The organism is Klebsiella sp. JB_Kp004, assembly GCF_040065795.1.
In the GTDB taxonomy this organism is placed as follows: domain Bacteria; phylum Pseudomonadota; class Gammaproteobacteria; order Enterobacterales; family Enterobacteriaceae; genus Klebsiella; species Klebsiella quasipneumoniae.
This window is the reverse complement of the sequence record NZ_JBEAKW010000001.1, coordinates 169,746-193,662: the sequence shown is the minus strand read 5'-3', so window position 1 is coordinate 193,662 and position 23,917 is coordinate 169,746. Positions and strand designations below refer to the sequence as shown.

Below are 23,917 nucleotides of genomic sequence, written 5' to 3'. Positions count from 1 at the left end.
GACGGTGTAACTCTTTGTCACAAATTCTCAGCGAGCCAGCCATCCGCCGTCGACGGCCAGGGTATAGCCATGAATATAGTCGGCGGCGGACGAGGCGAGAAACACCGCCGGCCCCTGCAGGTCACCCGGCCCCCCCCAGCGACCGGCGGGGATACGCTCAAGGATTGCCTGGTTACGCTCTTCATCTTCGCGCAGCGCCTGGGTGTTATTAGTGGCCATATACCCGGGCGCAATGGCGTTGACGTTGATACCCTGACCAGCCCATTCGTTGGCCAGCAGGCGGGTCAGGCCCAGCACGCCGCTTTTCGAGGCGGTATAAGAGGGGACGCGGATCCCGCCCTGAAACGAGAGCATCGAGGCGATGTTAATAATTTTCCCGCCTTCACCCTGGCGAATGAACTGCCTGGCGACCGCCTGGCAGAGGAAGAAAACCGCTTTCACATTCAGATCGATGACCGCGTCCCAGTCGCTTTCCGTGAAGGTCAGGGCGTCATGGCGGCGGATAATCCCGGCGTTGTTAACCAGAATATCGACCCGGCCCATCGCCGCCACCGCCTGGTCGACCAGAACGGTCATATCATCCTGATGGCTGAGATCCGCCTGAATGGCATGAAAGCGGCGGCCCAGCGCCTCAACCTGCGCGGCCGTGTCGTGGGGAATTTTGCGATTGATGCCGACGATATCGCATCCGGCCTGCGCCAGGCCCAGCGTCATTCCCTGTCCCAGGCCGGTATCGCAACCGGTCACGATGGCGACCTTACCCGTCAGGTCGAAGGCGTTCAGTACCATATTCACCTCTGCGTGCTGATCTTCAGGCGTACGATGACGCCACCTGTGCCCAGCATAGAGGCAGAAAAACAAAATTACAATTAAAATGAAACGCTGTTTTGATTTTATTGCCGGCGGCGTGACGGCGATCGCGTCAGCCGCCAGCGGCCTTACCCGAGCAGCGCCTCGACGGTCAGGGCCTGCAGTGACGGCAGCTTGACGTCCGCCAGCACAAAGCGCGGGTCGCGGCTGTTCTCCGCTTCCGGCACCACGATAGCGCGCATGCGCGCAGCTTTGCTGGCGATCATGCCGTTGACCGAGTCCTCCAGCGCGACGCAGCGCTGTGGGTCGACCCCGAGGGCGGCGGCGCAGTTGAGATACACCTGCGGGTGCGGTTTGCTCCAGGGCAGATGCTCCGCCGAGGCGAGGGCATCAAACTGATCGTGCAGCTCGAACATATTGAGCACTTTCTCCAGCATCACCAGCGGCGAGGCTGAGGCCAGCCCAACCTTCAACCCCTGGGCTTTACACAGGGCCACCGCCTCGCGCACCCCCGGCAGCAGCGGACGTGAGGCTTCCACCAGTTCAATGGCGCGACGGATAATGCGCGCGGTGGCTTCCGCGCGGTCCACGCCGCGCCACGGCTGCTGCGCGTACCACAGATCCACCACCAGGTCGATTCGCAGACCCAGCAGGTCGGGCAGTTCATCGCGGCGGCGGGTATCCACCCCCAGGCTCTCCATGACCTCGACCTCCGCCTGATCCCAAAGCGGCTCAGAGTCAATCAGCAACCCGTCCATATCAAAAATCGCAGCCTCAATGCGGCGCTTCGCTGACATATGTCCTTCTCCTGTTGCGTAATCAGATAAACGAATCGGCATTCATGGTATATCATACCGCGCGTTATTGGGCGAAATTCGCCGTGGAAGATAGACTTATACCCGACACATTCGGGTAAGCGAGGAGCGCCTGCGCCACGCAACGGGCGGCAGGCGAACCACTAACGCGTCTTTAACAAGGGGAACTCATGACGTACCAACAAGCTGGACGCATTGCGGTCATCAAACGTATTTTGGGATGGGTCATCTTTATTCCCGCCGTGCTGTCGACGCTGATTTCTGTCCTCAAATTTATGTATGAGCACAGTGAAAAGAAACCCGGCATTGACGCGGTAATGATGGATTTTGCGCACGTCATGATTGAGATGATGCGCTTTAACACGCCGTTCCTGAACTTTTTCTGGTACAACTCACCGCTGCCGGATTTTCACCACAGTCTGAACATCGGCTTCTGGATTATCTTCATTCTGGTGTTCGTCGGTATGGCGCTGCAAGCCTCCGGCGCGCGGATGGCGCGGCAGGCGAAATTTCTCCGCGAGGGGATTGAGGATCAGCTGATCCTCGAGCAGGCGAAAGGCGCGGAAGGGTTAACTCGCGAGCAGCTCGCCGAACGCATTGTAGTGCCGCGACATACGATCCTGGTGCAGTATTTCCCGCTGTACGTGCTGCCGGTGATCGTAATTGTCATCGGCTACTTCTTCTTCTCGCTGCTGGGCTTTCTCTAAGCCAGGTGCCCGGTTAGCCGGGCGCCATCTTATTCCGCCGGCAGAGGGCGGGGTTTACCCTGATTATCGACGGCGACGTAGATAAACAGCGCTTCCGTCGCCTTGTAGCGCTGGCCAATCGGTTCTGAAGAGACTTTTTTCACCCACACTTCGATGTTGATGGTTACTGAGGTATTGCCGCGCTTCACGCAGCGGGCATAGCAGCACACCACGTCGCCCACGGCCACCGGACGTAAAAAGGTCATCCCATCCACGCGCACGGTCACCACGCGACCCTGGGCGATCTCTTTGGCCATAATGGCGCCGCCGATATCCATCTGCGACATCAGCCAGCCGCCAAAAATATCCCCGTTGGCATTTGTATCCGCCGGCATTGCCAGGGTGCGTAAAACCATTTCGCCCTTCGGGGCGAGATTTGTTGTTGTCATGCTCTACTCTGTTGTGGTCAAAGACGATCAGCGGGATGCTACTATGAAAACGGCGGAGAGAGAATAGGGGATAGCGCCCGCGGAGGCGGGCGCAGGCTGCCGGGGGATTAGTGGTGGTCGTCCTGCGGCATATGGCGGTAGATGTAGATCCCGCTCAGCAAGGTAAAGACCAGCGTGAGGGCGGTTAAACCGAAGACCTTAAAGTTAACCCAGATATTCTGCGGCAACCAGAAGGCGATATAGATATTAGCCAGCCCACAAAGGATAAAAAACGCCGCCCACGCCAGGTTTAGACGCGACCAGACCTGCTGCGGCAGGGTCAGCTCTTTACCCAGCATACGCTGGATAAGCGGCTTTTTCATTACCCACTGGCTGAACAGCAGCGCGCCGGCGAACAGCGCATAGATCACCGTCACCTTCCATTTAATAAACTCATCATTGTGGAAGAAGAGCGTTAATCCGCCGAAGACGGCCACCAGCACGAAGGTGATCAGCGCCATTTTTTCGATTTTACGGTAGCGCACCCAGCTGTAGATCAGCACGATGGCGGTCGCCACAATCAGCGCCGTGGTAGCGGCGTAGATATCGTAAAGCTTGTAGAAGGCGAAGAAGACCACCAGCGGTAAAAAATCCAGAAACTGCTTCATACATCGATCCCGTCTGTCAGGACGGACCGGGAAATTTCCCGGTCCAGGTTAAAATTAGCTACGGATAAGCATATACACGCGGAATAAATAGATCAGCAACAGGGCGGAAATCAGGTTGCTGATGGTGTTGATGACCACCGCGCCGACGTTCGGCGTCAGCACGGCAAAGCTGGAAGCGAACAGCAGCAGCAGGGTTTTCGCCACCAGCCAGCCGATAATGGCCGGCGCCACCAGCCGCAAATTGGCCCAGGCCAGACGCATGCTGCTGCGCATGGCGCTGAGGATGCCCATTTTGTCCTGCACCAGCATGATCGGCGCAAAGGCCAGCACAATGGCCAACAGGACGCCGGGCACCAGCACTAACATCATCCCCATCTGCACCAGGAAGGTGGTGAAGAGGATCAATAGCAGCAGCTTCGGCAGCACCGGCGCCGAGGCGCCGATAGCGCGCAGAGCGCTGACGCGATGACCGGCAGAGACCAGCTGGATGAGCAGCAGGACGCCGCCGGCGAGGATCGCATTGCCCACCAGACCCGAGAAGGTCGATGCCGCCGAGGCGCGCAGCAGAACCTGCTGCTGCTCCGGCGTCATATTCTGCACCAGCTCGAACAGGCCTGCGCTACCGGCGAGGTTATCGCCTTCGCTGAGTATCGACAGCTGCTCGTCGCTGGGTGAAAAGGCATGGCCAAGTACTACCGTAATGAACGCGCACAACAGCGCAATCAGCAAAATGGTAATGAACTGATTACGAAAAAAATTCCCGGTGTCACGGTAGACGGACTTCGCCGTGATAGACATGCATTCTCCTTGAGTGTCGCAGGTGTTAACTAGCCGGCGATTGTACCGCAAATCGTTCCGTCGTAGCACTCTCTGCGCCGGTCAGGGCAGGTATATCTTTGTAAAGAGGCCGCAATGGCGGCAGGCCATAGCGCGCTCGCGCCCGGTTGCAGGCGTCGTTTTCCTCGCCATCTTCCCCGGACATGGCGAATTCGCGACATGGCGAGGGACGGTTTTCATAGATAGTGCAGTGGACGGCGTCGCCGATCTCGCCCGATAGCGCCGCGCAGCGGCCCTGGCGTTGATTGGTGCCGCTCATGCAGCGCAGGAAAGGGGTTAGCGGCTCGGTCAGCGCGGAGGGCACCAGGCCACCCGCGTCGTCGGCTTCCGCCCAGTAGAAAGAGACACGAAAATACGCACAACAGGCACCGCACGTCATGCACGGGTTGATTTCACTCATAATTACACCTGAAAAAAACGCATCAACACAGATTGTCGGCAGTTAACTTATCCAGCCGCCTCAGTGGCGGCAAGAGGGGCAGAAATAATTTTTTTCGCGAAAAGTGAAAATTGATGTGTGAAGGATTCAGCGTATTGCGATCGGTATCAAAAATTAATCTGGATCAATAAATGTTAAATCTAAGGTTTTAGTGTGATCTAAAACAGATCAAACGTAACTCGTTATAGGTATATTTGGCCGCGCTGAAAAACCATAATGAGGAAGTGGACATGAAGAAGTTAGCAGCGGCGGCATTAATTCTAAGCACTCTTTCCACCGGCAGCGTCTGGGCGCATGAAGCGGGTGAATTTTTCATTCGCGCCGGGACCGCCACCGTCCGACCGACGGAGGGCTCTGACAATGTGTTAGGCAGCCTGGGCGGTTTCAACGTCAGTAACAACACTCAGTTGGGTTTAACCTTTACCTATATGGCGACCGATAACATCGGCGTGGAACTGCTGGCGGCAACGCCGTTCCGCCATAAGGTTGGTACCGGGCCAACCGGCACCATCGCCACCGTCCATCAGTTGCCACCCACCCTGATGGCGCAGTGGTACTTTGGCGATGCGCAAAGCAAGGTGCGCCCGTACGTGGGGGCGGGGATTAACTACACCACCTTCTTTAATGAAGACTTTAACGATAACGGTAAGGCGGCCGGGCTTTCCGATCTGAGCCTGAAGGACTCCTGGGGCGCGGCAGGGCAGGTCGGCCTCGATTACCTGATTAACCGTGACTGGCTGCTGAATATGTCGGTGTGGTACATGGATATCGATACCGATGTGAAATTCAAAGCCGGCGGTGTGGACCAGAAAGTCAGCACCCGCCTGGATCCGTGGGTGTTTATGTTCTCCGCAGGCTATCGGTTCTAACGCCTGCTGCAAACTGGCCAGCGGACGGCCAGTTTGTTCCTCCTCACTCCTCCCTGCGATACCCCTTCGCCTGCGGATCACACTTCCGTCCACTGGCGCAGCAGGTTGTGATACATATTGAGCAGGGAGAGCACCTCTTCTCCGTCGCCAAAGCGAGTTTTGAGCGACTGGATCGTGCGGTCCAGGTCGTAGAGCATCGCGCGCTGCTTATCGTCGCGGACCATCGACTGGATCCACAGGAAAGAGGCCTGGCGTACGCCGCGGGTGACCGGGGTGACGCAGTGCAGGCTGCTGGCGGGATAGAGCACCAGATGCCCGGCCGGGAGCTTCACCCGATGCTGGCCATAGGTATCTTCAATGACCAGTTCGCCTCCTTCATAGCTTTCCGGTTCGCAGAGAAACAGCGTCGCCGATAAATCGGTCCGCATCCAGCCCGCTTCGCCGTTCTGACGCACCGCGCCATCGACATGAAAGCCGTAGGTCTCCCCCGGCCCGTAGCGATTAAACAACGGTGCGGAAATCGTCCGCGGCAGCGCGGCGGAAAAAAACTGCGGATGGCCGCGCAGCGCGTCGAGTACGGCGCCCTGAAGACGGGCGTACAGCGGCGTGCGGGTATCGATCTGCTGGTTTTGTTTGACGGTCGCCCCCTGGCTGCCGACGGTAACCCGCCCGTCAACCCATTCGGCCTGCGCCAGCAGGCGGGCATATTCAGCCACCTGGTCCGCCGTTAGCACGTCAGGAATGTGATACATCATTGCGGTGTCCTCTCAAAAAGGTGGGGCGCGATGGCCCCACGTACAGACTCAGAAATGGACGTTCGCCGTCAGCATAAAGGTACGGGGTTCGCCCGGATGATAGCGATAGCCGCTCTTGTTGATGGAAGCCACGTAATCGGTATCAAACAGGTTGTACATATTGAGCTGCAGATCGAGGTTGCTGTTGACCCGATAGCCCAGTTTGGCGTCGGCGACCCAGTAGCCCTCGGTGTGATCCGGGGTACCGACCGCGCCATCGCTGCCCCGGCGCAGGCTTCCGACATAGCGCACGCCGCCGCCGACGGACAAATCGCTGGTGGCCTGATACTGCGTCCACAGCGTAAAGGCATGTTTCGGGGTGTAGGCCAGCGCGGAAGAGCCATCCTGCGCCACATTCTGCCCCTCTGTCACCTTGGCATGCTGCTGGGTGTAGCCGGCGATGATCGTCCAGTCCGGGGTCAGGTTCCCGGTCGCGGAGAGCTCATACCCCTCCACGCGCTTTTTGCCGTATTGCGACCAGGTTCCGTCATCGTTGGCGGCCACTTCGTTTTCAATATCGGTACGGAATAACGCCGCGCTGAGCAGCAGGCGTTTGTCGAGGATCTGCCACTTGGTGCCCAGTTCGCTGGATTTCGCCTTCTGCGGTTTAAAGTCGGTCCGGTTGGCGCTGTTGCCGCTGCCGCTGGCGGCCAGCGCGAAGCTGCTGCCCCCCGGCGGTTGCTGCGAGATGGCATAGTTGACGTAGATATTGCCCTGCTCGGTTAAGCGATACAGCGCCCCGGCCTTCCAGTTAACCAGGTTACCGGATTTGGCGGTATCGACTGTGGTGACCGGGCTGCCGGTCGACTGTCCTGGCGGGCAGGCGACAGCCCCGCGTCCGCTGCCGCCGCAGGCGGTGGCGCTGTCATATTTGGTATGGTAACTGTCGAGACGCAGCCCGCCGTTGACCTCAACCCGATCGGTCAGCGCCAGCGTATCGAAGGCATAAATGCCGAAGGTATCGGTCTGGCCGTTGGCGTTCGCCCCGTTCCTGTCCAGCCCGCCAATCGACAGGCTGCTCACCGGATGATAGAGATTCACCGCCGGGGCGGTCAGGGCGTTGACGCCATAGTTGGTCTGGTTTTCCCGGGTAAACTCCACGCCGGCGCTAACGTCATGGCCTATCGAGCCGGTATTGAAGGTCGAGGTGATATTGGTCTGGTTGGTCAGAATGCGGTTGCTGACATCTTTGGTATTAACCAGCCGTGACCAGCTCCAGGTGTTGACGTCATTGATGTCGGGGGCAGTGATATTGCTCGCGCCGCCCATCACCGCAGTCAGGAGATACTCCTGCTTCACCCGCGACCAGCGGGTGGTATTGCGCACGGTGGTATTGTCCGTCAGATCGTGTTCGAAGCGCAGGGTGCCGCTGTCAGTGGTGGATTTATCGTAATCGGAGTCGGTGCCATAGAAATTGCTGGTATTGACCTTACCGGCGGAATTGAGCGCGGCATACTTCGGCGAAGGCGCTGAATAGCCCGGCAGGCCGACGGTGGGGATCCCGCCATCCGGGGTGTTGTTCTGCCGGACGTGGAGATAGTTCAGATACAGACGGGTGGGCGTATCGAGGCCAAAGGCCAGCGACGGAGCGATGCCATAGCGCTCGTTCTCAATCTTATCCCGGCCGGCGTCGTGAGTTTTTTCGCCCATCAGGTTGAGGCGAAACGCGGCGTTGTCGCCGAAGGCCTGGTTAAGATCAAGGGTACCCCTGCGCGACCAGGCGCTGCCGATGCTGGCCGAACCGTCGATCCCGGAGTCAAGGCGCGGCTGCTTGCTGATCATATTGATCGAGCCGGAGGGGGCGCTGCGGCCATAGTCCGTGCCGGCGGGCCCTTTGATGACTTCCACCTGCTGGGTATTGAAGGTATCCCGCGTCACGCTGCCGATATCGCGAATGCCGTCCACATAAATACTGTTGGAGGTGTCCACGCCGCGCATAAAGATGGCGTCCCCGGTGGTTGAGCTGCCATTCTCCCCGGCGTAAAACGCCCCGACGCCAGGGACGTTCTTGAGGGCGTCAGTCAGGTTGGTGACGCCCTGATCTTTAATGACCTGTTCGGGGATCACGGTGATGGTGCGAGTGGTATCCACCAGCGGTTTATTAAACTTGGGATCGGCGGAGGCCCCGGGAGAATAAAGCGAAGGCGGGGCGGCTTCCACCACCAGCGTCTCTTCATTATTTTTGACTGATTTTTCCGCTGCCATGCCGGTTGCCGGCGCGGCCCCCAGACACAGACCCGTAAACAATGCCAATGAGTTGAAACTGCCAAACGGCAGAGAAGCGTTTTTTTCCATGATAAATGCAGGCTTATTTTTAGTTATTCGCACATATCACGCCGCGCAAAAGCGACGTTATTCGTCGTCTGGCTTGCGCTGACCCGGCGTGACTCTATAAATGATAAAAAGAATAGTTATCATTCGCCTTAATATTTACACAGAAAAGTTGACGTTTAAACTGATTTCTTCACCACCGTTTACAAATTTCATAAATTTTGAACAAAAAAGGCGGATTAGCTCGGCGAAGGTGGCGGGACAAAGCGGTACATAGCGTGGTGACCCTGGGTCAATGACGCCGGGCGGGCGCCGGAGGACGCCCGGAGGCAGGCGTCCCGGCGGGCTTACCAGGGCACCGTGCGGCCCTGGTAATTCAGATACTCCAGTCCCGGGCGCCGCTGCTTGTCGAGCAGGACGTTCACCAGGCGTGGGATGGTCTCTTCGATGGTCAAGGGAGCGTCGGCCCCGCCGAGCTCGGTGCGGATCCATCCCGGAGCCATCACTACCAGCGGGTGGGAGGCCGAGGTGGGGCGAGCGGCGAAGCTGCGCATGAACATATTCAGCGCGGCTTTACTTACGCGGTAGAGCTCCCGCTGGCCGCCGAGATTGTTCGTCAGACTGCCCTGGCCGGAGGACATCACACCCAGCAGCCCCTGCGGCTTGACCGCCGGCTGCGGCAGCTGGTGCGTGAGGTGTGTTGTGAGTAAAAAAAAAGCCCGCACAAGTGCGGGCAAAAATACTGGAAGCAATGTGAGCAATGTCGTACTGAATACCTGAGTTATTTACTCAACTATTCAGTAATGAGAAAGATAATATTTCTCATTTAAGATATCAACCCCATCTTTTGTGCGGAAGCGATTTTTATCCAAGGGTAAAGACCGTGCGCTGCTGGATATCATCAGCGTGATGAACCAGCCGGTGCGCGATGAGCAGATCCTCCAGGCGGCCGGCGTCCAGCTGGAACAGATGCTGTTTCCGCTGCTGGTGACGGTAGGGCGCCATGGCCCGGTGGGGGGGAGCTGGCGGATCATTTAGGGCGCGATTACACCACCGTCAGTCGCCAGGTGAAGAAACTGGAAGCCCAGGGGCTCGCCTGTAAGCAACCGAACTAAATTCTCGCGTGTTGCCGCCCCGGCGCAACAATCATCTTTTTCCGTCACAAATCACGGGTCAGCTCGTCGATGTTGTCGGAAAGTATCTCCAGTAGGGATCGCAAATAGATAGTGTTATTTCCCTGATGCCACATCGCGCTGAGGGGAAGGCCTTCGATATGTTTTTTGGGCGCGAGCTTAAGGTATTTCACGCCGTCCGCATTCATATCTTTATATGACGCAGGCACCAGAGCGATGCCCAGTCCAGCGGCAACAAAACTCAGGATAGTCTGCTTCTCTTCGGCATACTGCGCGATGACAGGCATGCTGCCACCCTCCTTGAAAATATTCATTGTCAGGTCATGGCTGTGACGCCGGGTGCCTCTTTCCGGCACGATAACCGGCTCGTGTCGGAAGTCATCGATACTGACTTCGTCATAACTGACCAGGCGGTGGTTAGCGGGCACGGCGAGCACGCAGGTTTCATTGGCGATAAAACGTGTTGTCAGCGTGGCATCAATATGTTCCGGCGGACGTACAAAGACCACATCCAGCCATCCTGAAATGAGTCGGGGGATAAGTTTGTGAGATTTATCTTCCGTAAGATGAATGTCTGCCTCCGGAAAACGCCTGACGAAAAGATTAAGCAGTTCAGGAAGTAATCCTTTGGCTGCGCTATCGATAGCTCCGATCCGCAACGTCCTTTTCTGCAACAGGCTATTTTTCCGGAATCGCTGCCGTAGCGCATCGAAATCAGCAATGACCGTTTTGGCCTCATTTAAAAAGGCGGCACCTTCAGGCGTTAGCGACACATTGCGGGTCGATCGATTCAGTAGTCTTATCCCCAAATCATCTTCCAGCAGTTTGATGAAGCGACTCAGTGACGCAGGCATCATTTCAAGTTTACGGGCAGCACGGCCGAAGTGAAGCTCATCACCCAATACCACAAAGCAACGTAGCTGATTTATATCCATTTTTTCACCAAAACCTGATTATGCAAATTATTTATATAAAGCCATGCCGATGATAAAGCGGTTCAAAACTTCATACTGGGTTTATTACAAAACGATAACAACCCTACATCACTATGGAGCATCCGTCATGAAAAACGACCTCGAAAAGAAGGTGATGCGCAAGGTTACCCTGCGCATTATTCCTTTCATCATGCTGCTGTACTTCATTGCCTTCCTCGACCGTGTCAACATTGGCTTTGCCGCCCTGACCATGAATCAGGATCTGGGTTTTTCACCTACCGTTTTTGGGCTGGGCGCCGGCATCTTCTTCCTGGGGTACTTTCTGTTTGAGGTGCCGTCAAACTTAATTCTCCATAAAGTAGGTGCCCGCATCTGGATTGCCCGCGTCATGATCACCTGGGGCCTGGTCTCTGGCTGCATGGCTTTTGTGCAGGGTACGACGAGCTTCTACATTCTGCGTTTTCTACTCGGTGTAGCGGAAGCCGGTTTCTTCCCGGGAATTATCCTTTATCTCAGTTATTGGTTCCCGGCAGCCAGACGCGCGCAGGTTACCGCCATCTTTATGGCCGCAGCCCCGCTCTCTACAGCATTGGGATCGCCTGTTTCTGCCGCCCTGCTGGAGATGCATGGCTTTCTCGGCTACGCCGGCTGGCAGTGGATGTTTGTGCTGGAAGCCTTGCCAGCGCTGATACTCGGCGTTGTGGTTCTGTTCTTTCTTACTGATCGTCCGGCCAAAGCCAAATGGCTGACTGACGAAGAGCGTGCATGGCTGGAAAACACCATGCAGGCCGAGGAGCTGGCCCGGGCGGCAAAACAGAACCACAGCAGCGCATGGAAAGGACTGGCGGATAAGCGGGTACTGGCTCTGGCGCTGGTCTATTTCGGTACTTCTGCCGGCTTGTACACACTTGGCATCTGGTCCCCGCAAATCATCCGCAGCTTCGGTGCTACCTCACTGGAGATTGGCTTCCTCAACGCCTTCCCGGCGGTCATCGGCGTCATCGCCATGATCCTGTGGGCGCGGCATTCTGACCGCACCAGAGAGCGCAGCTGGCATGTGATTGGTGCCTGCCTGCTGGCAGCAGCCGGTCTGATTTACGCCGGTAACGTCAGCACACTGTTTACCGTGATTGTTGCCTTAACCCTGGTCACCGCAGGCATCAGCGCCTCGAAACCGCCCCTCTGGAGTATGCCTACCGTGTTCCTCAGCGGCCCGGCTGCGGCCGCGGGTATTGCCACGATTAACTCCATCGGCAATCTGGGCGGCTTTGTCGGCCCGATGATGATTGGCGTGATCCGCGAGCAGACCGGTAGCTACACCTGGGGCCTGTACTTTGTCGCCGGACTGCTGGCTATTTCGGCCCTCATTGTCCTGATCCTTTCTGCCAGGGCGGGTAAACCGCAAACGGCAGAACTCACTCATCCTCATACTCATTAACCGGAGAATTTACTATGCGTAACTATAAAATTGCCGCCATACCTGCCGACGGTATTGGTCCTGAAGTCATCTCGGCAGGTGTTGAAGTGCTGCATGCACTGACACGCCACGATCCGCAGCTGAAGTTTGATGTGGAGACCTTTGACTGGGGGTCGGACTATTACAAAAAACATGGCGTGATGATGCCGGAAGAAGGGCTGAACACACTAAAAAAATTTGATGCCATTTACTTCGGCGCGGTGGGCGCACCGGATGTCCCTGACCACATCACACTCTGGGGTCTGCGCCTGCCAATTTGCCAGGGGTTTGACCAGTACGCCAACGTGCGTCCAACCAAAATCCTGCCGGGTGTCACCTCACCGCTGCGCAACCGCGGGCCCGGCGATCTTGACTGGGTGATTGTGCGCGAAAACTCCGAAGGTGAGTATTCCGGTAACGGCGGCCGTGCACACCGTGGCTTACCGGAAGAAGTCGGCACCGAGGTGGCCATCTTCACCCGCGTCGGGGTTACTCGCATTATGCGCTATGCCTTCAGACTGGCGCAGTCTCGTCCACGTAAACTGCTGACCGTGGTGACTAAATCCAACGCCCAGCGCCACGGAATGGTGATGTGGGATGAGATTGCCGCCGAGGTGGCGCAGGAATTCCCGGATGTGCAGTGGGACAAGATGCTGGTCGATGCGATGACGCACCGCATGACGCTGCATCCCCAGACCCTGGATACCATCGTTGCCACCAATTTGCATGCCGATATCCTTTCCGATCTGGCCGGCGCGCTGGCGGGCAGTCTGGGCGTAGCGCCGACCGCCAATATTGATCCGGAACGCCGCTTCCCTTCCATGTTCGAACCTATCCATGGTTCAGCTTTTGATATCACCGGCAAAGGCATTGCTAACCCGATAGCAACCTTCTGGACTGCGGTACAGATGCTTGAACATCTGGGAGAGCGTAACGCCGCGGCGCTGATTATGGAAAGTATCGAATATGTTTGTGAGAAAGGCATTCTGACGCCAGATGTCGGTGGAACGGCCAGTACCGCGGACGTCACCCGCGCTGTAGTGGAATTTATCGAAGCCAGAGCAAATATCGCCGAGACCGTATAACCATGATAAATGAACAGCCTGCAGAGATCCTGCAGGATATTTTTCAGCATGCTGTCGACAGCGCCCGAGCCGGGCCTGCGATCCTGTCTAACCTGCCGGAAAAACCGCGTGGCCGCTGCGTGGTAATCGGTGCCGGTAAAGCCTCGGCGGCAATGGCAGCGGCTGTGGATGCAGCCTGGCCGGATGTGGATGTGTCTGGCGTGGTGGTGACGCGTTACGGTTACGCGGTGCCTGCTGGTCGCATCCGCATTATCGAGGCTGCTCATCCGGTATCGGATTCGATGAGCGAAGTTGCCGCAATGCTGATTGTGGAAGCGCTGCGCGGATTGACCTCTGATGACCTGGTGCTGGCGCTCATTTCCGGTGGCGGGTCGGCGTTGATGGCGCTGCCCGCACCAGGATTAACATTGAAAGATAAGCAGGCCATTACCCGCGCGCTACTGCACAGCGGTGCCAATATCAAAGAGATGAATCTGGTACGTCGTCATCTCTCCGCGGTGAAAGGCGGCAAGCTGGCAAGAATAGCGCAACCGGCCCGTATTGTGTCACTGATTATCAGCGATGTGCCGGGGGATAACCCGGCAGATGTGGCATCAGGTCCTACTGTCGCCGATGACAGCACGCCGCTTGAAGCGCTTCGGGTACTTCAGCGCTACGGTATTCAGACCCCGGAACCTGTTCATAAACTGCTAAGCCAGCCGGCAGGCCCGGTTGAAAGCACAGCGAACAGCGAAGTAAAACTCATTGCCACGCCGCAGCTGGCTTTGCAGGCTGCCGCGCTGGCTGCGTGCAGACACGGACTTACGCCGCTTATTCTCGGCGATGCGTTAGAAGGCGAAAGTCGTGAAGTGGCCATTGTTATGGCCGGGATTGCTAAATCCGTGAAGCAATATGGTCATCCGGTTTCCGGTCCGGCAGTGCTATTGTCGGGGGGCGAAACCACCGTGACGGTAAGTCAGGGTCAGCACGGGAAAGGGGGTCGTAATACTGAATTTGCGCTCAGTCTGGCCTGTGCGTTGCAGGGAGAAAGCGGTATATGGGCAATCGCTGGCGACAGTGATGGTATCGACGGAACGGAAGATGCAGCAGGTGCGCTGGTATTCCCGGACACGCTAACACGCGGCAAAATGGGTGGTCTAAATGCGGCTAGTTATCTTGATGTACACGATAGCTATAGCTATTTTCATGCGCTCGATGACCTGGTAATGACCGGCCCAACGTTAACCAACGTCAATGATATTCGGGCAATATTGATTGCCTGACCTATCGCTCTCCTGTACCAGGGAGAGCGATATTTTTACTTTCAACATGGTGCAAATCTTCGGTATCCGCCCGCCATCAATTTCCACGTTAAAGCGCATCGCCTGGCGTCAAGGTGTCGATCATCGTTCAGTCTGATGTGCAGGCGTGCAAGATGATGTGGAGGGGGAGAGAACGCGAGGAAATCGCCGCCCGGCGCAAGGCCAGGCGGCTGACGGTCAGGCGGTTTTGGTCGCCGCCTTCAGGCTCCGGACGAAGGCTTTCAGCTCGTCGAGCATGGTCTGCGGCTCATCAAGATGGCGTTCGATGATTTTGACGATGGCGGAACCGGAGATCGCCCCGGCGGCGCCGGCGTCAATGGCGGCGCTCACCTGCTCCGGCGCGGAGATGCCAAAGCCCTGCAGCGGCGGTGCGGCGTGATATTCCGCCAGCTTCTCCACCAGATGGTGCAGCGGCAGCGCAGCGCGATTTTCCGCACCTGTCACCCCGGCGCGCGACAGCAGATAGGTGTAGCCGCGGCCATATGAGGCAATCTGGCGCAGTAAATCGTCATCCGCATTGGGCGGGCAGATGAAAATCGGCGCGATGTTATGGCGCATCGCCGCCTGGCGGAACGGGGCGGACTCTTCCACCGGCACGTCGGCGACCAGCACCGAGTCGACGCCGACGCGGGCGCACTGGGCATAGAACTCATCGATACCCGGGCTGAAGACGAGGTTGGCGTACATCAGCAGGCCGATTGGGATCGTCGGATGCTTCTGGCGGATCGCCGCCAGCATCTCAAAGCACTGCGCCGGGGTCACCCCCGCGGCGAAGGCGCGCAGGGCCGCGCCCTGGATGGTCGGGCCGTCCGCCAGCGGGTCGGAGAAGGGGATCCCCAGCTCAAGGGCATCGGCGCCGCCTTCGATCAGCGCATCGATAATTTTCAGCGACTGCTCCGGTCCCGGATCGCCAAGGGTCACAAAGGGGACGAAGGCGCCTTCCTGGCGGTTTTTTAGTTGGGCAAACAGCGTCTCATAGCATTCCATCAGATTTCCCCTCGCGCTTTCAGGATGTCGTGTACGGTGAAAATGTCTTTATCGCCGCGGCCGGAGAGGTTAACCACCAGCAGCTGCTCTTTTTCCGGGTTTTCGCGCATCATCTTCAGCGCGTGGGCCAGGGCGTGCGAGGACTCCAGCGCCGGGATGATCCCTTCGTGGCGGGAGAGCGCTTTGAACGCGTCCAGCGCTTCGTCGTCGGTGATCGACACATAGTCGGCGCGCCCGGTGCTGTTCAGATACGCGTGCTGCGGCCCAACGGACGGGAAGTCCAGCCCGGCGGAAATGGAGTAAGATTCCTCGATCTGGCCGTCGGCGGTTTGCATCATCGGCGACTTCATGCCGAAGTAGATCCCAACGCGACCATGCTTCAGCGGCGCGCCGTGCTCCCCGCTTTCGATACCGTGCCCGGCAGGCTCCACGCCGATCAGGCCGACTTGGGTTTCCTCGATAAAATCAGCGAACATGCCGATGGCGTTTGACCCGCCGCCGACGCAGGCGATCACCGCGTCCGGCAGGCGTCCCTCTTTTTCGAGGATCTGCGCTTTGGTCTCTTCGCCAATCATGCGCTGGAATTCACGCACGATGGTTGGGAACGGGTGCGGACCGGCGGCGGTGCCCAGCATATAGTGCGCCTTCTCGTAGCTGCCGGACCAGTCGCGCAGCGCCTCGTTACAGGCATCTTTCAGCGTGGCAGAGCCGCTGTGCACCGGGATCACCTCGGCGCCCATCAGGCGCATACGGAAGACGTTCGGCGACTGGCGCTCGACGTCCTTGGCGCCCATGTAGATACGGCATTTCAGGCCGAGCAGGGCGCTGGCCAGCGCTGAGGCGACGCCGTGCTGGCCGGCGCCGGTCTCGGCGATAATTTCGGTTTTGCCCATCCGTTTGGCCAGCAGAGCCTGGCCCAGTACCTGGTTGGTTTTGTGCGCGCCGCCGTGCAGCAGATCTTCGCGTTTCAGGTACAGGGTGGTGCGGGTCCCTTCGGTCAGGTTCCGACATTTGGTCAGGGCCGTCGGACGACCGGCGTAGTTTTTCAGCAGGTCGGTGAATTCCGCCTGAAAGTCCGGGTCCTTCTGCGCGCTGACAAAGGCTTCTTCCAGCTGGCGCAGGGCGGGCATCAGGATCTGCGGCACATACATGCCGCCGAATTCGCCGAAGTAGGGGTTCAGTAAAGTGCTCATTATTGCTCCTTAATATGCGCGCAGCGTCTGGAAAACGGAGGCCAGCTTGCTGGCGTCTTTAATCCCGGGTTGCGACTCTACGCCTGAATTGAAATCGAGTCCGGCACAGCCGCTTTTGGCCGCTTCCACACAGTTATCGGCGCCGAGGCCGCCGGCCAGCATAACGTTGCGCAGATCCTGGCCCTGCAGCAGGCTCCAGTCAAAACGCTGGCCGCTGCCGCCCTGGCCGTTGTCGAGCAGATACTTATCGACATGGCGGAGTGTACGGGCCGGCAAAGTTTCGCCAACGCTCAACGCCTTCCAGATGCGGACGTTATCCGCGAGGGCGTCGCGCAGCGCGTCGATATAAGCCTGGTCTTCATCACCGTGCAGCTGCACGGCGGCCAGCCCCAGGGCCTGGGCGCGGGCGACCACCTCGTCCAGCGGCGCATTGCGGAAGACGCCGACGTACTGCAGCGGCGCGGCGGCGATCACCGCTTTGGCCTGGGCATCATTTACCGCCCGCGGCGAGGTCGGGACGAAGATCAGGCCACCGTAGATGGCGCCGGACTCCCAGGCCACCTGGGCATCCTGTGGGCGCGTCAGGCCGCACACTTTGTTCTCGCCGAGCAGCACGCGTTTGACCGCCGCTTCCAGATCCGCCTGCTCCATCAGGGCGGAGCCGATCAGGAAGCCGTTGGCGAAGTGGCTCAGCTCACGCACTTCGGCATAGGTATGGATGCCGGATTCGCTGATCACCGTGACATCCGGGCCGAGACGCGCCGCCAGCTGACGGGTGCGGTTAAGGTCAATCGACATATCGCGCAGGTCGCGGTTGTTAATGCCTACCACCTTCGCCTTCAGAGCGATGGCGCGCTCCAGCTCCTCTTCATTGCTGACTTCGGTCAGTACGCCCATATTCAGGCTGTGAGCCACCGCGGAGAGCTGACGATACTGTTCATCGTCGAGCACCGAGAGCATCAGCAGGCAGGCGTCGGCCTGATAGTAGCGCGCCAGGTAGATCTGGTAAGGGTCGATGGTGAAGTCCTTACACAGGATCGGCTGCGGCGCGACCTTGCTGACGATCGGCAGAAAATCGAAGCTGCCCTGGAAATATTTCTCATCACACAGCACCGAGATCGCCGAGGCGTAGTGTTTGTAGATGCTGGCGATCGCCGCCGGATCGAAATCTTCGCGAATCAACCCCTTCGACGGCGAGGCCTTTTTGCACTCGAGAATAAACGCGGTGCGGGTGCCGGCCAGCGCGTCATAGAAATTGCGCTGCGTCGGGACGACCTCATTCTGAAAACTGGCTAACGGTTGTTGTTGTTTGCGGGCTTCCACCCAAATCGCTTTGTCGGCAACGATTTTTGCTAAAACGGTCTGCATTCTTTACCCTCTTGCCGCTAAGGCGGTCACTCTGTCATAGGCCGCGCCGCTGTGCAGCACATCCAGTACCTGCTGAGCGTTAGCTTTCAGATCTTCATGCCCGTGTAAACGCATCAACATGGCGACGTTGGCGGCGACGGCGGCTTCGTGAGCGGCTTCACCTTTACCTTGTAGCAAGCGCGTCAGAATGTCACGGTTTTCTTCCGGCGTACCGCCCGCCAGCTGCGCCTGATGGTAAGGCGTCAGGCCGAAGTCGTCGGCGGTCAACTGATAGCTTTTGATTTCCCCGGCATGCAGCTCGGCGACCACCGTGGGCGCATGCAGCGAGACTTCATCCATCCCGCCGCTGTGCACCACGGCCGCGCGCTGATAACCGAGTACGCGCAGGGTTTCCGCAATCGGCAACACCAGCTCCGGGCTGTAGACGCCAATCAGCGCCAGCGGCGGATGCGCCGGGTTGATCAGCGGTCCCAGCACATTAAACAGGGTACGGGTCTTCAACTGCTGACGGACCGGCATCGCGTGGCGGAAACCGGTGTGATACTTGGGCGCGAACAGGAAGCAGACGCCCAGCTCATCGAGCGCCGCGCGGGATTTATCGGCGTTCATATCGAGATTAATGCCGAAGGCCGCCAGCAGGTCGGAAGAGCCTGATTTACTGGAGACGCTGCGGTTGCCGTGCTTCGCCACTTTCAATCCACAGGCGGCGGCGACAAACGCGCTGGCGGTGGAGATATTAATGCTGTTGCTGCCGTCGCCACCGGTGCCGACGATGTCGGCAAACAGGTAGTCCGGGCGCGGGAACGGCGCGGCGTTTTCCAGTAGCGCGGTGGCGGCGCCGGCAATTTCCTGCGGCTGCTCGCCGCGCACTTTCATGCTGACCAGCGCGGCGGCCAGCTGTTCAGGCTTCACTTCGCCGCGCACCACAGCGGAGAACAGCTGGTGGCTCTCCTGCTGGCTCAGGGTTTCCGCCTGGTACAGTTTCTCCAGGATTGGCTGGAGGGTGTTGGTATGCTCCAGCTTCTGCAGCGCCCAGGCCAGAGTCTGCTCCAGCAGTCGCGCGCCCTGGGTGGTGAGGATCGATTCCGGATGGAACTGGAAGCCGCACACCCGGTCCGCATCGTGACGCACCGCCATCACCATGCCGTTGAAATTGGCGTTAATCGTCAGCCCGGCGGGAATATTGCTGCCGACCAGCGAGTGGTAGCGCGCCACCGGCAGCGGGTTAGCCAGACCGGCAAACATCGCCTGGCCGTCGTGCTCAATGCTGGAGGCTTTGCCATGGAGGATCTCGCCCGCCTGGCCGACATAGCCGCCGTAGGCTTCGACAATGGCCTGGTGGCCGAGGCAGATGCCGATGATCGGCAGCTTACCCCGCATGCGGGTCAGCAATTCCGGCATGCAGCCGGCTTCGCTTGGCGTACCCGGGCCAGGGGAGAGCATCAGCACCGGGTTGTCCATGGTGCCCAGACGCTCAATCAGCGCCTGCGCCGGAACGGAGTTACGGTAAATCACCACGTTATGGCCGTTGGCGCGCAGCTGGTCTGCCAGGTTATAGGTGAAAGAATCGATATTATCGAGCAGCAGAATGTCAGCCATCAGAAAATCTCCTTCGCGTGATGGGCCTGGGCAATGGCGCGCAGCACCGCGCGGGCTTTATTTCGGGTCTCATCCGCTTCCGACTGGGGAACCGAGTCGAGCACAATGCCGGCTCCGGCCTGGACGGTAGCGATACCCTCCTGCACGTAGGCGGAACGGATGACGATGCAGGTGTCGAGGTCGCCGTGGGCGGTGAAATAGCCCACCGCGCCGCCGTAGCTGCCGCGTCGTTTACCTTCGGCGGCGGCAATCAACTGCATGGCGCGAACCTTCGGCGCGCCGCTGAGAGTGCCCATGTTCATGCAGGCGCGGTAGGCGTGCAGTACATCAAGATCCTGACGCAGTTCACCCACCACCCGGGAGACCAGATGCATGACAAAGGAGTAACGGTCAACCTTGGTTAAATCGGCGACATAGCGGCTGCCCGGGGTGCAGATGCGGGCCAGATCGTTGCGCGCCAGGTCCACCAGCATCAGGTGCTCGGAAAGCTCTTTGTGATCGGTGCGCATTTCCAGTTCGATACGGCTGTCGAGATCGCGATCCAGCGAACCGTCGGCGCGGCGGCCGCGCGGCCGGGTGCCGGCGATGGGGTAGATCTCAATCTGACGGCTGACGGCATCGTACTTCAGCGAGCTCTCCGGCGAGGCGCCGAACAGGGTGAAATCGTTGTCCTGCATAAAGAACATATACGGGCTGGGGTTGCTCTTCTTCAGCACATCATAGGCGGCCAGCGGTGACGGGCAGGGCAGCGAGAAGCGGCGGGAAGGGACCACCTGGAAGATTTCCCCGGCGCGGATCGCGCGCTGCATTTTGCGCACCACCGCGCCGTACTCTTCATCGCTCTGGTCAACGTTGCAGCGCATTTCGGCCACGGTGGTGACCGGCAGCGGAAGCGGCGGCTCGTTCAACTGCTGGCGCAGCTGGCTCAGGCGCTGCTCCAGGCGCTGTTTTTCACTCTCCAGCGGCGTAAACAGGCTCGCCTGAATGCGGGTATGCTTGGTCTGATGGTCGATGACCAGCAGGGTCTCCGCCAGATAGAAACAGTAGTCCGGGCAGGCGGTGTCGCTCTGCAGCGGCGGCAGATCTTCAAAGCCGGCCACCAGGTCATAGGCGAACAGGCCGCCGAAGAACATCGCTTCACGCTCGTTGGCCGGGACGGTCACCAGCTCCTGCAGGAGACGAAAGGCGTCAAACACTGACAGCGAGCAGAGGCGGGCGTCTTCATCGAGCAGGGAGCTGACCGCCGGGAAGGTCAGGATGCGGCCGTTGGGCTGGCGCTGATTGGCGATCCCGGAGGGCAGCGCGCCGTCCAGCAGCTCCAGCAGCGCGGCGCCGTTGGCGGAGAGGGCCTGAATGGTGACAGTGTCACCGAGGGCAGTGATGCGCAGCGCGCTGTCGACCAGCAGCAGGCTTTTTAAGTCATCTTTGCTGTCGATGTCAGCCGATTCCAGCAGCAGGGTGGCCGGACGGGCGCCGCACAGTTGGTGGAATAACGCCGTCGGGTTCTCCCGGTAGATGGCGTCGCTGGTGAGAAGCTCGAGTGCCGGTTTGGATGTTTGCATTATTGTTCTCGCCTGTTCGTATTATTTTTGTCCAATAAAAAGCCCGCTCATTGGCGGGCCGGGTATCTGTATGCTGAATGCAAAACGCGATCACGCCGCCCGTTATCAGGAGGTGCGCCACCAGCTGTGCAGAGTGATAAAGTGCATTTTCATCGTGATACCCCTTCATGTGAACTTGCGTACTAGTTAACTAGTTCGATGGAATAAAGTCAACCCTTGTTTGCAGATTTTCTCTGCCTGTCGGTATGATAATGCGCTTATTTACGTTGATGTCCAGCAGGAGTCCTTTTGAGCGACAGCCAATACGCAGTGATTTACGATCTGCACAGCCATACCACCGCCTCTGACGGGCGGCTGACTCCGCAGGAACTGGTCCATCGCGCCCATGAGATGCGCGTTGGCACGCTGGCGATCACCGACCATGACAGCGTGGCGGCTATCCCGGCGGCCCGGGAAGAGATTGCCCGCGCCGGATTACCCTTGACCCTGGTGAACGGCGTCGAGATTTCCACCCTCTGGGAGAATCACGAGATTCATATTGTGGGTCTCAATATTGATATTGCGCACCCGGCGATGACCGCCCTGCTGGAGGAGCAGAAAGCGCGGCGCCAGCAGCGCGGCCAGATGATTGCCGAGCGTCTGGAGAAGGCGCGCATCCCCGGCGCCTGGGAAGGGGCGCTGCGGCTGGCGGACGGTGGCGCCGTCACCCGCGGCCATTTTGCCCGTTTTCTGGTGGAGGCCGGCCACGCGAAGAACATGGCGGAGGTCTTCAAAAAATACCTTGCCCGCGGGAAAACCGGTTACGTGCCGCCGCAGTGGTGTACAATAAAACAAGCAATTGATGTCATTCATCATTCTGGCGGCAAGGCGGTGATAGCCCATCCCGGACGTTACGATCTTTCCGCCAAGTGGCTGAAGCGGCTGTTGGCCCACTTTAGCGAGCAGGGCGGTGATGCCATGGAAGTGGCCCAGTGCCAGCAGGCGCCCCACGAACGCGCTCAACTGGCCGCCCTGGCCGTGCAGTTTGGTCTTCTGGCGTCGCAGGGATCCGATTTCCATCAACCCTGCGCGTGGATCGAGCTTGGCCGTAAGCTCTGGCTCCCTGCCGGCGTCGAAGGCGTCTGGCACAGCTGGGAAGCGGCCGCCGAATAAAAATTGAGAGGGAAGTATGAGCCAGTTTTTTTATATCCATCCGGATAACCCGCAGGCGCGGTTGATTAACCAGGCGGTGGAGATTGTGCGTAAGGGCGGGGTGATCGTTTATCCCACTGACTCCGGCTACGCGCTGGGCTGCAAAATTGAAGACAAGGGCGCGATGGAGCGGATCTGCCGCATCCGTCAGCTGCCGGACGGCCACAACTTCACCCTGATGTGCCGCGACCTGTCCGAACTGTCAACCTACGCCTTTGTGGACAACGTGGCGTTTCGCCTGATGAAAAACAATACGCCGGGCAACTACACTTTTATCCTCAAAGGAACGAAAGAGGTGCCGCGCCGGCTGCTGCAGGAGAAGCGTAAAACCATTGGTATGCGCGTCCCGTCCAATCCCATCGCTCAGGCGTTGCTTGAGACCTTAGGCGAACCGATGCTCTCCACCTCGCTGATGCTGCCCGGCAGCGACTTTACCGAATCCGACCCGGAAGAGATCAAAGATCGTCTGGAGAAAGTCGTGGACCTCATTATCCACGGCGGCTTCCTTGGACAGCAGCCGACCACGGTTATCGATCTCACTGAAGACGCTCCGGTGGTGCTGCGCGAAGGCGTCGGCGACGTGAGGCCGTTTCTGTAATCTGACGAAAAGTGGGCTGAAGCAACGCTCGAACGTCAGGAGCCTGTCTGGCTCCTGAAAGTCTCATGGGAGAACCTGGTTATGCTTCATGAGCTGATATCGTTAATCAATGTTGTTATTTGGCCCGCTATTGTTCTGTTTTTTCTATGTCGATTTGGAACTGCAATCAACCGGTTTCTTGAAAACCTCAGCCGCCTTTCCATTAAAGGTCCCGGCTTTGAAGTCGAGACCTTCAATAAAGGGGCTGAGTCTAGTGCCAATCTTGCCGCTGCATTGGCCAGCAAAGGTACCATTGCTAAAGGCGAGGGTAATGTAGAGCAAAGCGTTCTGGATGACGTCAACGTAGTGACTCAGGCTGTAACGCCGAGAGTATTGCGAAGAGCGGGTGATGCCGTCATCTTGTGGGTAGATGACAGACCCAATGGTAATCGCTTTGAACGTCAGTCCATGGAAGCTCTGGGCATAAGGTTTGTTAATGTAGTATCTACCGACGAGGCTCTCGAAAGACTAAAAAATCAGTCGTTTGATGTGATTATTTCCGATATGAAGAGGCCAGGGGATGATCGTGCGGGATATACTCTCCTGGATGAGCTAAGAAGAAAGGGCAAAGACATTCCATACATTATCTATGCGAGCTCCAATGCTGCTCAGCATAAGGAACAAGCAAAACAGCATGGCGCTTTAGACGCGACCAATAATCCGCCGGAATTATTTCGCCTGGTCATGGGGGCGTTAAAAAAATAATTATCGATCAAATCCAGAGGATGACTTCTGCATTCCACCTCTTGCTATATCCTCGGCTGGAGGCGGGTTATCTGTAAATTCCCTTTCCCGGATTGATAATCAATGACCCACCAGGTCTTTATAGGTTCAGGCTGCTCGCAAATCTAAG

The 23,917-nt window shown here is 58.3% G+C and carries 22 protein-coding genes, 2 pseudogenes and 1 other annotated feature; of the genes and pseudogenes, 9 read left to right on the top strand and 15 right to left on the bottom strand.

The annotated features are described in order from the left end of the window. Positions 1-27: 27 nt before the first annotated feature. Entirely contained in the window at positions 28-789 is a 762-nt protein-coding gene (gene kduD / locus ABLX76_RS00885) for a 2-dehydro-3-deoxy-D-gluconate 5-dehydrogenase KduD (protein WP_348873881.1), read from the bottom strand. A gap of 149 nt (positions 790-938) precedes the next feature. Next, on the bottom strand, positions 939-1,607 hold the full coding sequence (gene hxpB, locus ABLX76_RS00880; RefSeq protein WP_348873767.1) for a hexitol phosphatase HxpB: 669 nt from the start codon (positions 1,605-1,607) through the stop codon (positions 939-941). A 188-nt stretch (positions 1,608-1,795) separates the two neighbouring features. On the opposite strand from hxpB, the gene ABLX76_RS00875 reads away from it, so the two are divergent. Beyond that, positions 1,796-2,332 carry a YniB family protein gene (locus ABLX76_RS00875; protein ID WP_023283571.1) on the top strand — a complete coding sequence of 179 codons (537 nt, stop codon included), beginning with the start codon at positions 1,796-1,798 and terminating at the stop codon, positions 2,330-2,332. A gap of 29 nt (positions 2,333-2,361) precedes the next feature. On the opposite strand, the gene yciA is transcribed toward ABLX76_RS00875, so the two are convergent. The 4 genes from yciA to ABLX76_RS00855 all read right to left on the bottom strand — a co-directional run bounded on the left by yciA (position 2,362) and on the right by ABLX76_RS00855 (position 4,644). After that, complete coding sequence (gene yciA, locus ABLX76_RS00870) at positions 2,362-2,760, bottom strand: acyl-CoA thioester hydrolase YciA (RefSeq protein WP_277475765.1); 399 nt, start codon at positions 2,758-2,760, stop codon at positions 2,362-2,364. Between the two features lie 107 nt (positions 2,761-2,867). Then, positions 2,868-3,407 (bottom strand): septation protein A, encoded by a 540-nt coding sequence (locus ABLX76_RS00865; protein ID WP_004203842.1) that lies wholly within the window; start codon positions 3,405-3,407, stop codon positions 2,868-2,870. Positions 3,408-3,461: 54 nt separating this feature from the next. Then, positions 3,462-4,205: a YciC family protein gene (locus ABLX76_RS00860; RefSeq protein WP_023289311.1), complete on the bottom strand. Its 744-nt coding sequence runs from the start codon at positions 4,203-4,205 to the stop codon at positions 3,462-3,464. Positions 4,206-4,230: 25 nt separating this feature from the next. Next, on the bottom strand, positions 4,231-4,644 hold the full coding sequence (locus ABLX76_RS00855) for a YkgJ family cysteine cluster protein (RefSeq protein ID WP_023289312.1): 414 nt from the start codon (positions 4,642-4,644) through the stop codon (positions 4,231-4,233). Positions 4,645-4,913: 269 nt separating this feature from the next. Here ABLX76_RS00855 and ompW point away from each other — a divergent pair, with 269 nt between their 5' ends. Next, a complete protein-coding gene (gene ompW, locus ABLX76_RS00850; protein WP_023289313.1) occupies positions 4,914-5,552 on the top strand; it encodes an outer membrane protein OmpW in 639 nt (212 codons plus the stop codon). Positions 5,553-5,629: 77 nt separating this feature from the next. Here the strand turns inward: ompW and ybiX are convergent, their stop codons facing one another. The 3 genes and pseudogenes from ybiX to ABLX76_RS00835 form a co-directional block, all read right to left on the bottom strand. Next, positions 5,630-6,307, bottom strand: a complete 678-nt coding sequence (gene ybiX / locus ABLX76_RS00845) for a PKHD-type hydroxylase YbiX (RefSeq protein WP_065883000.1) — start codon at positions 6,305-6,307, stop codon at positions 5,630-5,632. A 48-nt stretch (positions 6,308-6,355) separates the two neighbouring features. Beyond that, positions 6,356-8,641: a catecholate siderophore receptor Fiu gene (locus tag ABLX76_RS00840; RefSeq protein WP_023289315.1), complete on the bottom strand. Its 2,286-nt coding sequence runs from the start codon at positions 8,639-8,641 to the stop codon at positions 6,356-6,358. Between the two features lie 323 nt (positions 8,642-8,964). Beyond that, positions 8,965-9,288: pseudogene (locus ABLX76_RS00835) on the bottom strand (short-chain dehydrogenase); the annotation flags it as partial. A gap of 178 nt (positions 9,289-9,466) precedes the next feature. Here ABLX76_RS00835 and ABLX76_RS00830 point away from each other — a divergent pair. Continuing rightward, positions 9,467-9,729: pseudogene (locus ABLX76_RS00830) on the top strand (helix-turn-helix domain-containing protein); the annotation flags it as partial. A gap of 47 nt (positions 9,730-9,776) precedes the next feature. Here ABLX76_RS00830 and ABLX76_RS00825 read toward each other — a convergent pair. Beyond that, the gene (locus ABLX76_RS00825) at positions 9,777-10,685 is read right to left on the bottom strand and encodes a LysR family transcriptional regulator (protein WP_004203855.1); all 909 of its coding nucleotides are present in this window, start codon (positions 10,683-10,685) and stop codon (positions 9,777-9,779) included. Positions 10,686-10,812: 127 nt separating this feature from the next. Here ABLX76_RS00825 and ABLX76_RS00820 point away from each other — a divergent pair, with 127 nt between their 5' ends. Genes ABLX76_RS00820 through ABLX76_RS00810 form a run of 3 tightly spaced genes read left to right on the top strand, consistent with a single transcriptional unit; the run spans position 10,813 to position 14,488 of the window. Beyond that, entirely contained in the window at positions 10,813-12,123 is a 1,311-nt protein-coding gene (locus ABLX76_RS00820) for an MFS transporter (protein WP_004203856.1), read from the top strand. Positions 12,124-12,137: 14 nt separating this feature from the next. Further along, positions 12,138-13,226 (top strand): tartrate dehydrogenase, encoded by a 1,089-nt coding sequence (locus ABLX76_RS00815; protein ID WP_049015005.1) that lies wholly within the window; start codon positions 12,138-12,140, stop codon positions 13,224-13,226. A 2-nt stretch (positions 13,227-13,228) separates the two neighbouring features. Next, complete coding sequence (locus ABLX76_RS00810) at positions 13,229-14,488, top strand: glycerate kinase (protein WP_348873764.1); 1,260 nt, start codon at positions 13,229-13,231, stop codon at positions 14,486-14,488. A gap of 216 nt (positions 14,489-14,704) precedes the next feature. Here the strand turns inward: ABLX76_RS00810 and trpA are convergent, their stop codons facing one another. From trpA to ABLX76_RS00785, 5 genes are read right to left on the bottom strand one after another with little or no spacing between them, the layout of a single operon-like run. Next, entirely contained in the window at positions 14,705-15,514 is an 810-nt protein-coding gene (gene trpA / locus ABLX76_RS00805) for a tryptophan synthase subunit alpha (protein WP_348873762.1), read from the bottom strand. After that, positions 15,514-16,707: a tryptophan synthase subunit beta gene (gene trpB / locus ABLX76_RS00800; protein ID WP_086075836.1), complete on the bottom strand. Its 1,194-nt coding sequence runs from the start codon at positions 16,705-16,707 to the stop codon at positions 15,514-15,516. The genes trpA and trpB overlap by 1 nt, the downstream gene beginning before the upstream one ends. 9 nt (positions 16,708-16,716) lie before the next feature. After that, positions 16,717-18,075 (bottom strand): bifunctional indole-3-glycerol-phosphate synthase TrpC/phosphoribosylanthranilate isomerase TrpF, encoded by a 1,359-nt coding sequence (gene trpCF / locus ABLX76_RS00795; RefSeq protein ID WP_023289324.1) that lies wholly within the window; start codon positions 18,073-18,075, stop codon positions 16,717-16,719. 3 nt (positions 18,076-18,078) lie between these two features. Next, entirely contained in the window at positions 18,079-19,674 is a 1,596-nt protein-coding gene (gene trpD, locus ABLX76_RS00790) for a bifunctional anthranilate synthase glutamate amidotransferase component TrpG/anthranilate phosphoribosyltransferase TrpD (protein ID WP_023289325.1), read from the bottom strand. Further along, the gene (locus tag ABLX76_RS00785; RefSeq protein ID WP_243806549.1) at positions 19,674-21,236 is read right to left on the bottom strand and encodes an anthranilate synthase component 1; all 1,563 of its coding nucleotides are present in this window, start codon (positions 21,234-21,236) and stop codon (positions 19,674-19,676) included. The genes trpD and ABLX76_RS00785 overlap by 1 nt, the downstream gene beginning before the upstream one ends. Before the next feature lie 33 nt (positions 21,237-21,269). Further along, positions 21,270-21,365, bottom strand: a sequence feature (Trp leader region). 159 nt (positions 21,366-21,524) lie between these two features. Here ABLX76_RS00785 and rnm point away from each other — a divergent pair. From rnm to ABLX76_RS00770, 3 genes are all read left to right on the top strand, one after another. Further along, positions 21,525-22,388, top strand: a complete 864-nt coding sequence (gene rnm, locus ABLX76_RS00780; protein WP_023289327.1) for an RNase AM — start codon at positions 21,525-21,527, stop codon at positions 22,386-22,388. 16 nt (positions 22,389-22,404) lie between these two features. After that, positions 22,405-23,025 (top strand): L-threonylcarbamoyladenylate synthase, encoded by a 621-nt coding sequence (locus ABLX76_RS00775; RefSeq protein ID WP_023289328.1) that lies wholly within the window; start codon positions 22,405-22,407, stop codon positions 23,023-23,025. Between the two features lie 81 nt (positions 23,026-23,106). Continuing rightward, the gene (locus tag ABLX76_RS00770; protein ID WP_023289329.1) at positions 23,107-23,769 is read left to right on the top strand and encodes a response regulator; all 663 of its coding nucleotides are present in this window, start codon (positions 23,107-23,109) and stop codon (positions 23,767-23,769) included. Positions 23,770-23,917 lie beyond the last annotated feature (148 nt).

Coding starts and splice junctions, on each gene's coding strand:
- ABLX76_RS00840 (WP_023289315.1), bottom strand. CDS start 8,641: ATGGAAAAAAACGCTTCTCTGCCGTTTGGCAGTTTCAACTCATTGGCA.
- ABLX76_RS00785 (WP_243806549.1), bottom strand. CDS start 21,236: ATGCAAACATCCAAACCGGCACTCGAGCTTCTCACCAGCGACGCCATC.
- trpD (WP_023289325.1), bottom strand. CDS start 19,674: ATGGCTGACATTCTGCTGCTCGATAATATCGATTCTTTCACCTATAAC.
- ABLX76_RS00775 (WP_023289328.1), top strand. CDS start 22,405: ATGAGCCAGTTTTTTTATATCCATCCGGATAACCCGCAGGCGCGGTTG.
- ABLX76_RS00855 (WP_023289312.1), bottom strand. CDS start 4,644: ATGAGTGAAATCAACCCGTGCATGACGTGCGGTGCCTGTTGTGCGTAT.
- ybiX (WP_065883000.1), bottom strand. CDS start 6,307: ATGATGTATCACATTCCTGACGTGCTAACGGCGGACCAGGTGGCTGAA.
- hxpB (WP_348873767.1), bottom strand. CDS start 1,607: ATGTCAGCGAAGCGCCGCATTGAGGCTGCGATTTTTGATATGGACGGG.
- yciA (WP_277475765.1), bottom strand. CDS start 2,760: ATGACAACAACAAATCTCGCCCCGAAGGGCGAAATGGTTTTACGCACC.
- ABLX76_RS00815 (WP_049015005.1), top strand. CDS start 12,138: ATGCGTAACTATAAAATTGCCGCCATACCTGCCGACGGTATTGGTCCT.
- trpA (WP_348873762.1), bottom strand. CDS start 15,514: ATGGAATGCTATGAGACGCTGTTTGCCCAACTAAAAAACCGCCAGGAA.
- ABLX76_RS00770 (WP_023289329.1), top strand. CDS start 23,107: ATGCTTCATGAGCTGATATCGTTAATCAATGTTGTTATTTGGCCCGCT.
- ABLX76_RS00810 (WP_348873764.1), top strand. CDS start 13,229: ATGATAAATGAACAGCCTGCAGAGATCCTGCAGGATATTTTTCAGCAT.
- ABLX76_RS00860 (WP_023289311.1), bottom strand. CDS start 4,205: ATGTCTATCACGGCGAAGTCCGTCTACCGTGACACCGGGAATTTTTTT.
- trpB (WP_086075836.1), bottom strand. CDS start 16,707: ATGAGCACTTTACTGAACCCCTACTTCGGCGAATTCGGCGGCATGTAT.
- ABLX76_RS00820 (WP_004203856.1), top strand. CDS start 10,813: ATGAAAAACGACCTCGAAAAGAAGGTGATGCGCAAGGTTACCCTGCGC.
- ABLX76_RS00865 (WP_004203842.1), bottom strand. CDS start 3,407: ATGAAGCAGTTTCTGGATTTTTTACCGCTGGTGGTCTTCTTCGCCTTC.
- ABLX76_RS00825 (WP_004203855.1), bottom strand. CDS start 10,685: ATGGATATAAATCAGCTACGTTGCTTTGTGGTATTGGGTGATGAGCTT.
- ompW (WP_023289313.1), top strand. CDS start 4,914: ATGAAGAAGTTAGCAGCGGCGGCATTAATTCTAAGCACTCTTTCCACC.
- trpCF (WP_023289324.1), bottom strand. CDS start 18,075: ATGCAGACCGTTTTAGCAAAAATCGTTGCCGACAAAGCGATTTGGGTG.
- ABLX76_RS00875 (WP_023283571.1), top strand. CDS start 1,796: ATGACGTACCAACAAGCTGGACGCATTGCGGTCATCAAACGTATTTTG.
- kduD (WP_348873881.1), bottom strand. CDS start 789: ATGGTACTGAACGCCTTCGACCTGACGGGTAAGGTCGCCATCGTGACC.